Annotated in this window: 12 protein-coding genes and 1 pseudogene; all 13 read right to left on the reverse strand. The window is 68.8% G+C overall.

Annotation, left to right across the window (positions count from 1 at the left end; genetic code table 11):
- Positions 1-57: 57 nt before the first annotated feature.
- Positions 58-1,014: pseudogene (gene murB, locus GBZ48_RS06220) on the reverse strand (UDP-N-acetylmuramate dehydrogenase); the annotation flags it as partial.
- Positions 1,011-2,429, reverse strand: a complete 1,419-nt coding sequence (gene murC / locus GBZ48_RS06225) for a UDP-N-acetylmuramate--L-alanine ligase (RefSeq protein ID WP_174470220.1) — start codon at positions 2,427-2,429, stop codon at positions 1,011-1,013. The gene murC and the pseudogene murB, both read right to left, overlap by 4 nt.
- A 7-nt stretch (positions 2,430-2,436) precedes the next feature.
- Positions 2,437-2,676 (reverse strand): hypothetical protein, encoded by a 240-nt coding sequence (locus GBZ48_RS06230; RefSeq protein ID WP_244592762.1) that lies wholly within the window; start codon positions 2,674-2,676, stop codon positions 2,437-2,439.
- An 8-nt stretch (positions 2,677-2,684) separates the two neighbouring features.
- Positions 2,685-3,944 carry an undecaprenyldiphospho-muramoylpentapeptide beta-N-acetylglucosaminyltransferase gene (gene murG / locus GBZ48_RS06235; protein WP_281362374.1) on the reverse strand — a complete coding sequence of 420 codons (1,260 nt, stop codon included), beginning with the start codon at positions 3,942-3,944 and terminating at the stop codon, positions 2,685-2,687.
- Entirely contained in the window at positions 3,941-5,062 is a 1,122-nt protein-coding gene (gene ftsW / locus GBZ48_RS06240) for a putative lipid II flippase FtsW (RefSeq protein WP_174470221.1), read from the reverse strand. The genes murG and ftsW overlap by 4 nt, the downstream gene beginning before the upstream one ends.
- The gene (murD, locus tag GBZ48_RS06245; protein WP_174470222.1) at positions 5,059-6,480 is read right to left on the reverse strand and encodes a UDP-N-acetylmuramoyl-L-alanine--D-glutamate ligase; all 1,422 of its coding nucleotides are present in this window, start codon (positions 6,478-6,480) and stop codon (positions 5,059-5,061) included. Before murD ends, ftsW begins: the two co-directional genes overlap by 4 nt.
- Positions 6,481-6,494: 14 nt before the next feature.
- Positions 6,495-7,580, reverse strand: a complete 1,086-nt coding sequence (gene mraY / locus GBZ48_RS06250; protein ID WP_098739423.1) for a phospho-N-acetylmuramoyl-pentapeptide-transferase — start codon at positions 7,578-7,580, stop codon at positions 6,495-6,497.
- Between the two features lie 9 nt (positions 7,581-7,589).
- Entirely contained in the window at positions 7,590-9,089 is a 1,500-nt protein-coding gene (locus GBZ48_RS06255; RefSeq protein ID WP_174470223.1) for a UDP-N-acetylmuramoylalanyl-D-glutamyl-2,6-diaminopimelate--D-alanyl-D-alanine ligase, read from the reverse strand.
- Positions 9,086-10,561: a UDP-N-acetylmuramoyl-L-alanyl-D-glutamate--2,6-diaminopimelate ligase gene (locus GBZ48_RS06260; protein ID WP_174470224.1), complete on the reverse strand. Its 1,476-nt coding sequence runs from the start codon at positions 10,559-10,561 to the stop codon at positions 9,086-9,088. The genes GBZ48_RS06255 and GBZ48_RS06260 overlap by 4 nt, the downstream gene beginning before the upstream one ends.
- Entirely contained in the window at positions 10,527-12,398 is a 1,872-nt protein-coding gene (locus GBZ48_RS06265; RefSeq protein ID WP_174470225.1) for a peptidoglycan D,D-transpeptidase FtsI family protein, read from the reverse strand. Before GBZ48_RS06265 ends, GBZ48_RS06260 begins: the two co-directional genes overlap by 35 nt.
- Positions 12,395-13,219, reverse strand: coding sequence for a cell division protein FtsL (ftsL, locus tag GBZ48_RS06270; protein ID WP_174470226.1), 825 nt, complete (start codon positions 13,217-13,219; stop codon positions 12,395-12,397). The genes GBZ48_RS06265 and ftsL overlap by 4 nt, the downstream gene beginning before the upstream one ends.
- Positions 13,216-14,190, reverse strand: coding sequence for a 16S rRNA (cytosine(1402)-N(4))-methyltransferase RsmH (gene rsmH, locus GBZ48_RS06275; RefSeq protein ID WP_174470227.1), 975 nt, complete (start codon positions 14,188-14,190; stop codon positions 13,216-13,218). Before rsmH ends, ftsL begins: the two co-directional genes overlap by 4 nt.
- Positions 14,190-14,636 (reverse strand): division/cell wall cluster transcriptional repressor MraZ, encoded by a 447-nt coding sequence (locus GBZ48_RS06280; RefSeq protein ID WP_343049346.1) that lies wholly within the window; start codon positions 14,634-14,636, stop codon positions 14,190-14,192. The genes rsmH and GBZ48_RS06280 overlap by 1 nt, the downstream gene beginning before the upstream one ends.
- Between the last annotated feature and the right edge of the window lie 393 nt (positions 14,637-15,029).

Genomic DNA, 15,029 nt, shown 5'->3' on the forward strand with positions numbered 1-15,029 from the left:
GTTCGGCTGGCGCCGAACCCCCTCATCCCGACCTTCTCCCCGGGGGGGAGAAGGGGAAAGCTCCACGCCGATGCGCTTGATTTCCCAGTCCAGCGTGACGCCGCTGGTCTCGAACACCCGGCGGCGGACCTCCTCGCCCAGCGCTTCCAGCTGGGCGGCGGTGGCCGTGCCGTTGTTGATCAGGAAGTTGCAATGCTTTTCCGACACCTGGGCGTCGCCGATGGACAGGCCGCGGCAGCCGGCCTTGTCGATCAGTTCCCAGGCCTTATGGCCCCCGGAAATTTCAGGGGCAGGGTTCTTGAAGGTCGAGCCGCCAGTGCGGGAGCGGACCGGTTGGCTGTCGGCGCGCTTGTCGGAGATCTCGGCCATGCGCCGGGCGATCTCCAGCGGGTTGCCGGGCTCGCCGCGCAGGACCGCGCCGGTGAAGATGTAATCCTCCGGGGCCGCGCTGTGGCGGTAGGTGAAGCCCATGCCGGCATGGCTGAACTCCAGCCGCCGGCCGTCGCGCGCCACGGCGGTGACGGAGACCAGCACGTCGGCCAGCTCGCGGCCATAGGCGCCGCCATTCATGCGCAGCGCGCCGCCGATGGTGCCGGGAATGCCCGACAGGAACTCCAGCCCAGCGATCCCGGCGTCGCGGGCGACCATGGCGACATTCAGGTCGAGCGCCGCGGCTCCCGCCGTCAGAGTCATCCCGTCCGCCGTGATGTCGGTGAAGCCGCGGCCGAGCCGGATGGTGACGCCCGGCACGCCGCCGTCCCGCACCAGCAGGTTGGAGGCGACTCCGATCACCGTCACCGGGACCTCGGCCGGCAGCGCCGCCAGGAAGTCGGCCAGATCATCGGCGTCGGCCGGGCGGAACATCACCTCGGCCGGGCCGCCGACGCGGAACCAGGTCACCGGCGCCAGCGGGGCGTCGGCGGTCAGCCGGCCGCGCACGGCGGGCATCCGCTGGATCAGGTGGCCGCTGGGCAGATGACTGTCAGCCGGGCTCATGCTGGGCGCTGCCGTCATCGTGTCGCGCCGTAGAGGGAGGCCAGCTCACCCGGCAGGGCGTTCGCCCACTGGGTGATGTTGCCGGCACCCAGGCAGACGACAAAGTCGCCGGGCTTGGCCATCTCGCGCACCACCTGGGCCAGTTCCTGCTGGCCGTGCAGGGCGACGACATGGCGGTGGCCATGCATGCGCAGACCCTCGACCAGGCTGTCGCGGCTCACACCCTCGATCGGCGCCTCGCCGGCGGCATAGACGTCGGCGACGATCACGGCATCGGCGTCGTTGAAGCAGGTGCAGAACTCTTCGAACAGGGCGGCGAGACGGGAATAGCGGTGCGGCTGGACCACGGCGATGGTGCGGCCGGTGCCGGCGGTGCGCGCAGCCTTCAGCACCGCGGCGATCTCCACCGGATGGTGGCCGTAATCGTCGATGACGGTGATGCCGTTGGTCTCGCCGGTCTTGGTGAAGCGGCGTTTCACGCCCTGGAACTTGGCCATGCTGTCGCGCATCACCACGTCGGGCAGGCCCATCTCGTTGCCCACCGCGAAGCAGGCCAGCGAGTTCTGGACGTTGTGCGGCCCGTACATCGGCAGGCGCACACCGGCGATGGCGCGGCTCTCGCCGGTGTGGCGGTCGTAGATCAGCACATCGTACTTGGCGCCGTCGGGGCCCAGCTCGACATTCACCGCGCGGATGTCGGCCTGCGGCGAGAAGCCGTAGGTGACGATGCGGCGGTCCGACACGCGGGGGATCATCGCCTGCACCTCGGGATGGTCGATGCAGAGTGCCGCGAAGCCGTAGAAGGGAATGTTCTGGACGAAGCTGTCGAAGGCGGCCCGCGCGTTGTCGAAGGTGCCGTAGAAGTCCAGATGCTCCGGATCCATGTTGGTGACGACGGCGATGCAGGCCGGCAGCTTCACGAAGGTGCCGTCGCTCTCGTCCGCCTCCACCACCATCCAGTCGCCGGTTCCGAGCCGGGTGTTGGAGCCGTAGGCGTTGATGATGCCGCCGTTGATGACGGTGGGGTCGAGGTTGGCATGCTCCAGCATGTGGCCGACCATCGAGGTGGTCGTGGTCTTGCCATGGGTGCCGCCGATGGCGATGGCCCATTTAAGGCGCATCAGCTCGCCCAGCATCTCGGCGCGGCGGACCACCGGCACCAGGGCGGCGCGGGCGGCCACGACTTCCGGATTGTCGCGCTTGACGGCGGAGGAAACGACGACGACGGCGGCCCCGGCGATGTTCTCGCCGCGATGGCCGACGAACACCTTGATGCCCAGCTCGCGCAGGCGTTTGACGTTGGCGTTCTCGGCGAGGTCGGAGCCCTGGACGGTGTAGCCCAGGTTCCGCAGCACCTCGGCGATGCCGCTCATGCCGATGCCGCCGATGCCGACGAAGTGGATGGTGCCGATCGAGAGGGGGAGGGCGCGCATGTCAGGCTTACTTTCCGCGGCGAAGCATCAGGCGAAGGGTGGCGTCGACCGCCCCGTCGGACAGGTCGTTGGGGAGGGGTTGCGATCCGTGGATCATCGACAGGCGGTCGCGCAGGAAGCCGCCTTCGGCGAGGAAGCGCGGCACCAGCGGGCAGCCCGGACGGTTGTACCAGCCGCCCTCGGTCCGAGTCATGTCCGCCGGCCAGTCCTGCAACGGCCGCGGCGTCGGCCGGGTCAGATTCCGCATGGGTTTCATCATTCCGCGGCCCCCTTGGCGCTGGCACCGGCGGATGAGCGCCGGGCGTGTTGGGATTGGTCGTGGTCGGAGTTGGTGTGATCGTGAGCGGCGGGGCCGCCGTCCAGCATCGCCAGCACGGCGTCGGCCAGCGCTGTGGCGGCGTCGGCGGTGCCCCAGCCATGGGCGGCGCGGGCCGCGGTGGCAAGCGCCTGCGGATCGGCCAGCAGGGCGGACAGCCGCCCGGCCAGGGCCTGGGCGGTGAATGAGGGCTGCGGTACCAGCCAGGCGGCGCCGGCTTCCGCCAGATGGCGGGCGTTGGCGGTCTGGTGGTCGTCGGTGGCGTGCGGGTAGGGCACCAGGATCGCCGGACGGCCGACGCAGGTCAGCTCGGCGATGGTGGAGGCTCCGGCGCGGGTGACGGCGAGGTGGCAGGCGGCCAGCCGTTCCGGCACGTCGCGGAAGAAGGTCTGCAACTCCAGCCGGGCGAGGCCCAGCGGTTCCAGTGCGTCGCGGGCGGCCTCAAGATCCTCCGGGCGGCATTGCTGCGCCAGATGGATGCGGGCGCGCATCTCCTCGGGCAGCAGGGCCAGCGCCGCGGGGATCACCTCAGAGAAGATTCGGGCGCCCTGGCTGCCGCCCATCACCAGCAGGCGGACGGGGCCGGCGGCACCGGGCGCCTCGTAGGGGGACAGGCGGCGGGCGGCGACGGCAGGGCGGACCGGGTTGCCGGTGCGGACGATCTTGGCGCGCTGCGCCTCGCCTAGCTTTTCGATGTCGGAGAAGGCGACGGCGATGCGGCTTGCGCCGGCGATCAGCATCCGGTTGGCGCGGCCCAGCACGGCGTTCTGCTCGTGCAGCAGGGCCGGCAGCTTCGACTGGATGGCGGCATAGACGGTGGGGACCGACGGGTAGCCGCCGAAGCCGACCACGGCGGCGGGATCGAGCCGGCGCATCAGCGCCCGCGCCTCCAGCAGGCCCAGCCCCATCTGCAAGGCGGCCTTCAGCTTGCCGACGATGCCGGCGCCGGGGGAGGCGGCGCGGATGCGATGGACCGGCACCTCCGGCAGGTTCTCGCCGAAGGCATGGCCGCGCTTGTCGGTGACCAGCGTCACCGCCCGGCCACGGGCCAGCAGCTCGCGCGCCAGCGCTTCGGCCGGGAACATGTGCCCGCCGGTGCCGCCGGCGGCCAGCACGATCACCTTGTTGGCATTGGCGTCGAAGCCCGCAGGGAAGCCCGCATTGGAGTCCGTCGTGCTCAAGTCGGTCGGCCTCCTCATTCCGCGGGGCCGAAGCGTTTGCGTGTCAGTGCCAGAACCATACCCATGCCGAACCCGAGAGCGAGCAGCGAAGAGCCACCGTAGGAGATGAACGGCAGGGTCATGCCCTTGGTCGGCATAAGATGCAAGGACGAACCCATGTTGATCGCCGCCTGAAGCCCGAATTGGATCAGAAGACCGGCAGCAGCCAGCAAGACGAAATAATTGTTGTCGTTGAAGACACGAGCGAACCCGCGCAGAACGACGAAGGCGAACAGAACCACCAACCCCAGGCAGAAGATAAGGCCCAGCTCTTCGCCTGCGACCGCGAAGATGAAGTCGGCATGGCTGTCGGGCAGATAGAACTTCACCGTGCCCTGGCCGGGGCCGGTGCCCATCAGCCCGCCGTTGGCGAAGGCCTCCAGCGAGCGGTTGACCTGATAGTTGTCGCCGGCATGCGGATCGAGGAAGCGGTTGATGCGGCTGGTGACGTGCGGCAGCGTGTAATAGGCACCGACCAGCCCGACCACGCCCAGCCCGCCGAGCCCCATCACCAGCACGAGGTTCAGACCGGCCAGGAAGAACTGGGTGAACCAGACGGCGGAGACGACGAAGGTCATGCCCAGGTCGGGCTGAAGGATCAGGCCGGCCATGGTGAGGCCGTAAAGCGCCATCGACACCAGCGCGCCGGGGAAACCGGGGTTGGTGCGCGACAGCGAGAACAGCCAGGCGGCGACCACGGCGAAGGCCGGCTTGACGAACTCCGACGGCTGGATCGACAGGCCGGGGATATGGATCCAGCGACGGGCGCCCTTGATCTCGACGCCCACAACCAGCGTGGCATAGACCAGCGCCACCGAGATCAGGAACACCGCCAGCGCCACCCGCCGCACGCCGCGGGGGCTGAGCAGGGAGACGCCGACCATAATGATGACCGCGGGGATCAGCATCATCACGTGGCGTTCGACGAAATAGAAGGTGTCCTGGATGCCGATGCGCTCGGCCACCGGCGGGCTGGCGGCGGTGATCAGGACGGTGCCCAGGAACATCAGCAGGGCGACGGCGCCCAGCTGCCAGCGGTCGACGGTCCACCACCAGCGGCCGAAGATCGATTGGTCGGTACGGTCGAAGGTGATCATGCAACGCCCCCGCTGGTGCCGTCCCCGGTGCTCTCATGCGCCGCGACGATGTTCGCGACATAGACCGCGAAGGCTTCGCCGCGCTTCTCGAAATTGGCAAACTGGTCCCATGACGCGCAAGCTGGGGACAACAGCACGCAGGAGCCCTCCAGCCGTTCCGCCAGGGCCAGTCCGGCCGCCTTCGCGGTCGCAACATCCAGCGTTCCACAGCGTGTATAAGCAACACCCTGCGCGTCGAGCCATGCGGCGAATTGTTCCTGCGCCTCGCCGATCAGGAAGGCGTGGCGGACCCGGCCCATATAGCCCTCCAGGCCGTTCAACCCGGTGTCCTTGGCCTGTCCGCCGAGGATCCAGTAGATCGGGTCGAAGGTCGCCAGCGCCTTTTCGGTGGCGTCGGCGTTGGTCGCCTTGCTGTCGTTGACGAAGCGCACGCCGCTTGCCGTGCCGACCAGCTGCTGCCGGTGGGCGAGGCCGGGGAAGGTCGCCATCGCCGCGACGATGGCCGGCACCGGCAGGCCGGCGGCCTTGCAGGTGGCGAAGGCGGCAGCGGCGTTCTGCCAGTTATGGGCACCCAGCAGGCTGGGCAGGCCGGACAGCTCCACGACCTTAGCCGCCTCACCGTCGGTGTCGTCGACCAGCCAGCCATCGGCGGCATAGACGCCGCCCGCCACCGGCCCCTGGGCGGAGATAGGCCAGATGCGCTGATCGCCGGCGGCGACGAGGTCGGCGTGGATTTTGCGGCAATGCTCGTCGTCCACCCCGATCACCGCGGTGCGCGGCCAGGTCTGGCGGTGGAAGATCAGTTTTTTGGCGGCGATGTAGCCCTCCATCCCGCCATGGCGGGCGAGATGGTCGGGCGTGATGTTCAGCAGGACAGCGATGTCGAAGGTGATCGAATGGGTCAGCTCCAGCTGATAGCTCGACATCTCCAGAACGCAGGTGCCGCCGGACCCGATATGATCGAAGGTCAGCACCGGCGTGCCCAGATTGCCACCCACCGCGGCCTTGCGGCCGGCGGCGGCCAGGATGTGGCCGATCAGGGTGGTGGTGGTCGACTTGCCGTTGGTGCCGGTGATGCCGATGAAGGCGCAGTCGCGCTCCGCCCGGCCCAGCAGCTCGATGTCGCAGATCAGCTCGATCCCCAGCGCGCGGGCGCGCTCGGCCACCGGATGCGGCTTGGGGTGTGTGTGGGGGATGCCGGGCGACCAGACGATGGTGGTCAGGTCCGACAGGTCGGCGCTGGCGAGATCGACCACGGCGAAGCCCTCGGCCTCCGCCGCGGCGCGGGAGGTGGGGTTGTCGTCCCACACCCGCACCTCGGCCCCGCTGTCGCGGAGCGCGCGGGCGGTGGCGAGGCCGGACTTGCCCAGCCCCATCACCGCGACCGGCAGCTCCTGCATGTAGAACAGGTCGATCATCGCCGGTGCCTCCCTCAGCGCAGCTTCAGCGTGGACAGGCCGACCAGCGCCAGGATCGAGGCGATGATCCAGAAGCGGATCACCACCGTCGGTTCGGCCCAGCCCTTCTTCTCGAAGTGATGGTGCAGCGGCGCCATGCGGAATACCCGCTTGCCGGTCAGCTTGAAGGAGGCGACCTGCACGATCACCGACACCGTCTCCAGCACGAAGAGGCCGCCGATGATGGCCAGCACGATCTCATGCTTGGTCACCACGCTGACCGCGCCCAGCGCGCCGCCCAGCGACAGCGATCCGGTGTCGCCCATGAAGACCATGGCCGGCGGGGCGTTGTACCACAGGAAGCCCAGACCGGCACCGACCAGCGCGCCGCAGAACACCGCCAGTTCGCCTGAGCCCGGCACATGGTGGATCTGGAGATAGTTGGCGAAGATGGCGTTGCCCGACAGGTAGGAGATCAGGCCGAAGCAGCCGGCGGCGATCATCGTCGGCACGATGGCCAGCCCGTCCAGCCCGTCGGTCAGGTTCACCGAGTTGGAGGCGCCGACCATGATGAAGGCGCCGAAGGGCACGAAGAACCAGGACAGCTGGACCAGGAAATCCTTGACGAAGGGAACCGCCACGCCACCCGACAGCGGCGGGGCCGACACCCACATGATCAGTGCCGAGGCGACCAGCCCGATGGCGATCTCCCAGCCCAGGCGGAAGCGGCCGGACAGGCCCTTGGTGTTGCGCTTGGTCAGCTTCAGGTAATCGTCGCCGAAACCGATCAGACCGTAGCCGATGGTCACCAGCAGGACGATCCAGATATAGGCATTGGTCAGGTCGGCCCACAGCAGGGTGCTGACCGTCATGGCGATCAGGATCATCAGGCCGCCCATGGTGGGCGTGCCTTTCTTCTTGAAATGGCTCTCCGGGCCGTCGGCGCGGATGGGCTGGCCTTCGCCCTGCTTGCGCTTCAGCCAGGCGATCAGGCGCGGAAAGAAGACGAAGCTGATGACCAGCGACGTGATCACGGCGCCGCCGGTCCGGAAGGTCAGGTACCGGAACAGGTTGAACGGCGAAAAGACGTCGGCCAGACCGAAGAGGAGGTTGTAGAGCATTTGGGTCCGTCAGCCTCGCGGGGCCTGCGCGGATTGCGCGGCCGCCTGCGGCTGGTTGGTGGTTCGGGAGGCGGCTTTGTCCTCGCTTTCGCGCCCGCTGTCGAGTGCCGCGAGCGCATCGACGATCAGACCTGTACGACTGCCCAGGGACCCCTTGACCATGATGACGTCGCCGCCCTTAACGGTCCCGGTCACGAGGGGGGCCAACTCCACGCTGGTCTCGGTCCAGGCGCCGCGCATCGCCGCCGGCAGGCGGTCGAACAGCGTCTTCATGTGCGGCCCGCAGGCATAGACGGCATCGACATGAGCGGCGCGCAGCGGCTCGGCCAACCCGATGTGCAGCGCGTCGGCGCGCTCGCCCAGTTCCCGCATGTCGCCCAGCACGGCAATGCGCCGGCCGCCGGCGCCGGGGTCGATCTTGCCCAGCACTTCCAGCGTTGCGGCCATGGCGGCCGGGCTGGCGTTGTAGCTCTCGTCGATCAGCGTGAAGGCGCCTTGCGGCAGCTGGATGCGCTTGCGGGTGCCGCGCCCCTTCACCGGCGGCAGGCTGGACAGCGATCTTGTGGCGGCGGCGACATCGGCGCCCAGAGCCTTCACCGCCAACAACACCGCCAGACTGTTCATCACCCAGTGCCGGCCTGGCTGCGACAGGCAATATTGCACCCGTTCGCCGCGGATCAGTGCTGTCACCGCGCTGCAAGTGGCGTGCAGCGAGCAGTCAACCAGCCGGGCGTCGGCCTCTTCATGGGCGCCGAAGCTCCAGATGTCGGTCAGTCCCTGACGGCGGGCGGCAGCGGCCAGCCGGGCATACTGCCCGTTGTCACGGTTCAGCACGGCGATGCCGCCGGCATCCATCCCCTCGAAGATCTCGGCCTTGGCGTCGGCGATGGCCTCGACGCCGGAGAAGAATTCCAGATGCACCGCCTCGATGGTGGTGATGACGGCGACATGCGGCCTGACCTGCCGCGACAGCGGGCCGAGTTCGCCAGCGTGGTTCATCCCCAGCTCGAACACGCCATAGCGGCTGTCGGCCGGCAGGCGGGCGAGCGACAGAGGCACGCCCCAATGGTTGTTCAGGCTGCCTTCATTGGCATAGGTCGCCCCCTGTGCCGACAGGACGTGGCGCAACGTCTCCTTGGTCCCGGTCTTGCCGACGGAGCCGGTGACGCCGACGAAGCGCGCGTCGCAACGCGCCCGTGCCACCACGCCTAGCGCCGCCATCGACTCCAGCGTGTCGGACGGGGCGATCAGCAGCGGCGCGCCTTCAGGGAAGCCGTCCGGCAGATGGTCGACCATCGCCGCCGCGGCCCCGGCGGCCAGCGCGGCGCCGATGAAGGCATGCCCGTCGAAATTCGGTCCGCGGATGGCGACGAACAGGTCGCCCGCCGCCACCTTGCGGCTGTCGATGGCGACGCCGGTCGCGGTCCAGGCGGACGGGCCGGCAAGACGCCCGCCGGTCGCGGCCGCCGCCTCATCCGCTGTCCAAAGGACCGTCTTGTCCCCGCTCATGCTCCAACCTCCGCTACGGCTTTCCGGGCCTCGTCCGCATCGTCGAACGGACGCACCTCGGTGCCGATCGTTTGTCCCTGTTCGTGGCCCTTGCCGGCGATGACCAGCACGTCGCCGGGCTGAAGCTGCCGAACCGCGGTGCGGATCGCCTCGGCCCGGTCGCCGATCTCCTCCAGCCTGCCGGCCAGATCCCCGGTGGCCCCGGCCAGCACCTGACCCCGCACGAAGGCGGGATCCTCAGTCCGCGGGTTGTCGTCGGTGACGATGGCGCGGTCGGCCAGTCTGGCCGCCAGCGCGCCCATCACCGGCCGCTTGCTGCGGTCTCGGTCGCCACCGCAGCCGAACACCGTCACCAGATGGCGCGCGGCATGCGACCTCAGCGCCAGAAGCACCGTTTCCAGCGCGTCCGGCGTATGGGCGAAATCGACGTAGACCGTCGCCCCGTTGGGATGGGTCGCGACATGCTGCAACCGGCCCGGCACACCTTCCAGCGAGGAAAGGCTGTCCAGTGCCCGCCCGGCGTCGCCGCCGGATCCGATGACCAGACCCAGCGCGCAAAGCACGTTCCAGGCCTGGAACCTACCCGCCAGCGGCAGGTCCACCGTCACGTCGCGGCCGAGCACGGACAGGGAGAGGCGCTGGCCATGGGCCAGCGGCTCCACCCCGGTTACCCGAAGCTCGGTGCCGGCCAGACCATAGGACAGGACCCGGTGGCCACGGTCGTTACAAATGGTGGCAAAATGTTGAAATTCCGGAGAGTCGGCGTTCAGCACCGCCACCGCGCCCGGCGGCAGGACGCGGTCGAACAGCATCGCCTTGGCGTCGCGGTACGCCTCCATCGTTCCGTGATAGTCGAGATGGTCCAGCGTTAGGTTGGTGAAGCCGGCGGCCTTGATCGCCACCCCGTCCAGCCGGAACTGCTCCAGCCCGTGGCTCGACGCCTCCATCGCCAGATGCTCGATGCCGGCATCCTTGGCGGCGGCAAGGTCGCGGCGAAGCGACACCGGATCGGGCGTCGTCATCCCGCCATAGCCGTGCAGGCCGGGGCCGAGCAGGCCCAGCGTGCCGAGGCTGCCGGCGGGCAAGCCGAGGCGCGTCCAGATCTGGGCGGCGAACTGGACGGTGGAGGTCTTGCCGTTGGTCCCGGTCACCGCCACCACCGTTTCCGGCTGGCGCCCGCCATGGAAGGCGGCGGCCATAAGCGCGAAGGCGAGGCGGGGCTGCGGGTCGGCCAGCAGGACGGCGGTGGAGCCGGCGGGCAGCTCGGTGCCCTCGGGCGCCAGCACGGCGACGGCGCCCCTGGCGAGTGCGTCGGCGATGAAGGCGCGGCCATCGGCCTTCACGCCGGGCAGGGCGGCAAAGACAAAGCCGGGCCTGACCGCCCGGCTGTCGGCGGTCAGCCCGGCGATGTCGGGGTCGGCAGCGCCGCGGGTGGCGTCAGCGCGGCTTGGTCTGAGTTGGGAAAGACGCAACGGTGCTTCCCTTCGCGGGGGGTGGGGCGGTGACGGGCGGCAGCGACTGCTGCCAGTTGGTGGAACCGGCGGCGTTCAGGTAGGTGGAGTTCAGGATCTCCGGCGTGTTCTCGTCCACCACCGGCACGTTCAGCAGCGGGCCGATCTGCTTGACGATGCGGCCCACCGCCGGGGCGGCGACCCAGCCGCCGGTGGCGTAGCCGTAGGTCTTGGCCGTCGCCTGCGGTTCGTCGACCAGCACATAGACGATGTAGCGCGGATCATTCATGGGGAAGGCACCCAGGAACGACGACATGCGCGAGTTCTTCTGGTAATGCTTGCCCTTTTGCTTGTCGGCGGTGCCGGTTTTTCCGCCGACGACATAGCCCTTCACTTCCGCTGACTTGCCGGTCCCCTCGGTGACGACGAAGCGGAACATGCGCCGCATCATGTCGGAGGTCTGGCGCGACACCACCTGTTCGGTCGGAACCTCGCCGTCGGGCTGGCGCTTCAGCAGCGTCGGCTTGTGGAAGAGGCCGCCGTTGATGACGGACGCGGCGGCGGCCACCGTGTGCATCGGGCTGACCGAGATGCCGTGGCCGAAGGAGATGGTGTAGCTGTTGACCTCGCGCCACGGGTTGGGCACCAGCGGCCAGCCGCTTTCCGGCAGCTCCAGCCCGGTGGGCTTGGTGAAGCCCATCTTGGTCATGAAGGCTTTCTGCGCCGCCACGCCCACCTGCTGCACCATGCGCACGGAGCCGAGGTTGGAGGAGTGCTGGAACACTTCCGCCACCGTCAGGGCGCGGTGCAGATTGTGGTAGTCGTTGATGGTGAAGCGACCGATCTTGACCGGGTGTGCCGCGTCGAACATGTCCGACACCCGGATTTTGCCGGTGTCGAAGGCCAACGCAGAGTTGAAAATCTTGAAGGTGGAGCCCATCTCGTACACGCCGAGCGTTGCCCGGTTGAACAGCGTGTCGGGGTTCAGGCCGGTCGGGTCCTGCGGGTCGAAATCGGGCAGCGAGACCATCGACAGCACTTCGCCGTTGCGCACGTCGAAGACGATGCCGGCGGCGCCGATGGCGCTGAATTCCTGCACCGTGGCGGCCAGCTCCTTCTTCAGGACATGCTGCAACCGCAGGTCGATGGACAGCTGAAGCGGCGTTCCTGGCTCCTCGGTCAGCCGCTTGTTGAAGCCCTGCTCCATGCCGGCAAGGCCGTTGTTGTCGATGCCGGTGAAGCCGACGATGTGCGAGGTCAGCGGGCCAGCCGGATAGAAGCGGCGCTCTTCCCGCTCGAACGCGACGCCGGGGATGCCCAGCCGGTGGACGGCGGCCTGCTGTTTCGGCGTCAGGTTGCGCTTCAGCCAGACGAAGCGGCGGTCGCCGCTCAGCTTGCCGAGGACATCCTTGTAATCCAGGTCGGGCAGGGCGCCGACCAGCTTCTGCGCAGCCTCTTCCGGGCGCGAGACCAGCTTGGGATCGGCGTAGAGCGACTGGGTGACCAGCGAGGTCGCCAGCAGGTTGCCGTTGCGGTCGGTGATGTCGGCGCGGTTGGTGGTGGTATCGCCCACCTCGAGCGCCACATGCTGGCGCGGCTCGCCGCCGCCCGCAAGCAGCGTGGCCATCGCCAGCTTGACGCTGATGGCGGTGAAGACGGTCGTGACCACGGCAGCCGTCACCATCAGGCGGTAACGGCTCTGCTCCAGCGCGACCGCCAGCGATGTCCGCGGTTTGGCGGACGGCTGCGGGGCCGGCTGGGGAAAGGGCGAGGGCGCCGGCGGCGGCACATAGGTGCTGCCGGTGCTGGCACCCGGCTGGCCGTAGCCGGCCGGGCCGCCGTGGTCGTGACCGATCATCGATTGGCCCCCAGGCGCGCAACGAGCAGCCCGAGGCTGTCGGTCGGCTTGGGCTGATAGGGCTGCTGCGCGGCCGGTGCCGCGGCGGCAACCTTAGGTGCGGGCGCCGGCGCCGGGATCGGGCGGGAAGCCAGTTCGGTCGGGCGCGCGGTCGGGGCGTTGGGCGCCAGCTTGCCGGCGGCGGCCGGCGCAACCGGAGCCGCCGACTTCTCCGTAGGCGCACGGGCGGAGCCGGGAACCAGGGCGGCCGGCTTGATCCGGTTGGCGCGGGACGGGTCGGCAAGGGCGGCGCCGGAGGGCAGGGACGCTGGCACGACGACAGGCGCGCGTTCCAGCGCCTTTTCCATCGGCAGCGGCTTCGCCAGTCCGACCTGCGCGCTGACCGGAACGATTCCGGCAGCGGCGTTGTTGTTGGGAGCGGCGGGCACGCGGGCGGCGGCCAGCTGGGAATTGCCGGTGCCGGGCGCGCGGACCATCGGCGGCAGCGGAGCGCCGGGCAGGGCCTTGCCGGGCAGGGCCTGGGCCGGCGGCGGGACCGCGTCGGCCGGGCGCATCGGGATCATGTCCATCGCCAAATACTGGCGCGGCTCGGTCGGCTGCAGCGTCAGATAGGCCTGGGCCATCTGCTCCAGCTTGGTGGGGTCGTTCAGGTAGCTCCACTCGGCCTTCAGGACCTGGATCGACTCCTGTTCCAGAATGATCTTGCGGTTCAGCCCGGCGAGCTTCTCCTCAAGATCCTGGACGTCGTAGCTGGTCTGGAACAGCACGCCACCGGCGGCCGCGATCAGGCCACCCCAGAACAGCCAGGTCTTGCCTTTCATGCTGCCTCCTTGCCGGACGCCGGGAACGCGGGCGCCTCGGTACGTTCAGCCGCGCGCAGCCGGGCGGACCGGGCGCGGGGATTGTTACGGGCTTCGGCCTCGCTCGGGTCCACGGGTTTCCGGGAGAGCAGGCGGAAGGATGGGTGATGCGCCGCGACCGCGGTCACGGGCGTGTGGCGGGACGGGGAGGGCGGCGGCGAGGAGCGTTCCCGCAGGAACGCCTTGACCTCGCGGTCCTCCAGCGAATGGAAGGAGACGACGGCCAGACGCCCGCCGGGCGCCAGCAGCGACTCGGCGGCGGACAGGCCGCGCCGCAGTTCGCCCAGCTCGTCGTTCACATGGATGCGCAGCGCCTGGAAGGTGCGGGTGGCCGGGTCGATCCCGTCTCCCTTCCCCTTCGGCACCACCGACCGGATGATCTCGGCCAGCCGTCCCGTGCGCTCGATCGGCGCTTCGCGGCGGGCGGCGACGATGGCGCGGGCGACGCGGCGCGCCATCCGCTCCTCGCCCAGGTGGTAGACGATGTCGGCCAGATCCGATTCGTCGGCGGTGTTGACCACGTCGGCGGCGGTCGGCCCATCCCGTCCCATCCGCATGTCGAGCGGGCCGTCGAAGCGGAAGGAGAATCCGCGCTCCGGTTCGTCGATCTGGGGGGAGGAGACGCCGACGTCGAGCGCCACGCCGTCGACCGTCCCGACGCCATGGTCGGCGAGCAGCCGGTCCATATCGCCGAATCGGCCCTCAATCACCTCCAGCCGTCCGGGGAACTCCTGGGCCAGCGCACGGCCGCGCTCGATCGCGGCGGGGTCGCGGTCAATGCCGATCACGCGGCAGGAGGCCGATTGCAGCAGGGCGCGGCTGTAGCCGCCGGCGCCGAACGTGCCGTCCACATAGAGGCCGCCGTCGCGCGGGGACAGCGCAGCGATCACCTCGTCCAGCAGGACGGGAATATGAATGCGGGTGTCGGTCATCAGGCACCCTCCCCGCTCCGGCCGGCGGCGCCGCGGGACGCCTTGGCGACGATCTGGCTGAGGGAGATGTCCTTGCGCACGACCTGTTCGCGCAGTGCCGCCTCGTGGGCTTTCAAGGCGTTGGGTTCCCAAATTTGGAAGGTTTTGCGGCGGCCGATGAAAGCGGCCTCTTCGGTGATGCCGGCGAACTCCGCCAGCTCCTTGGGCAGGACGATGCGGCCTTCGGCGTCGGAGGAGACGGGGATCAGCTTTCCGAAGATGAAGGTCTCGATCATGTCGCGCTCGTCGGCATCGAGGTCGGGGGATTCGAGGCTTTCGGAGAGAACGTCGAGATAGTCCTGGTCGGCGCCTTCCAGCGCCTGGTGGTTCAGCGAGGGCCAGAGATAGACGGTGCTGGGAGCCGACGTCTTGGCAAGCGACTGCCTGAACTGTGCCGGGATGGACACACGCCCTTTCCTGTCAACTTTGTTGACGTATGTGGACAGGAAAACGGCCATAGGCCCGGCGATCCCCCCTGCTATCCCCCGTGCGCGGTCGGGTGCTCCGCGCTAGCCCCGCTTGGCCCATTCAGCCCCCGCCCCCGGTGTTAACCAGAATGGGTAAGAGCCCCCCTTAAATGGGCATTCTTGGGATAGCATGGGACGGCATGGGCGTCAACGCTCCCCCGAGTATTCAGACGGGGGTGTCAAGACTTTTGGGTCATGCTGTGGCATCCGGGCAAGTTGGTGTACGAAATCTCAGAATCTTCGCAGTATTCCGCTGGACTCTCGCGATGTGGATAAAGTTATCCACACACGTTCTTCGAACGTTCCAAAATTTTAAGAAAATGCTGCGTACGC

It is taken from the genome of Azospirillum melinis, from assembly GCF_013340935.1.
Taxonomy (GTDB): Bacteria; Pseudomonadota; Alphaproteobacteria; order Azospirillales; family Azospirillaceae; genus Azospirillum; species Azospirillum melinis.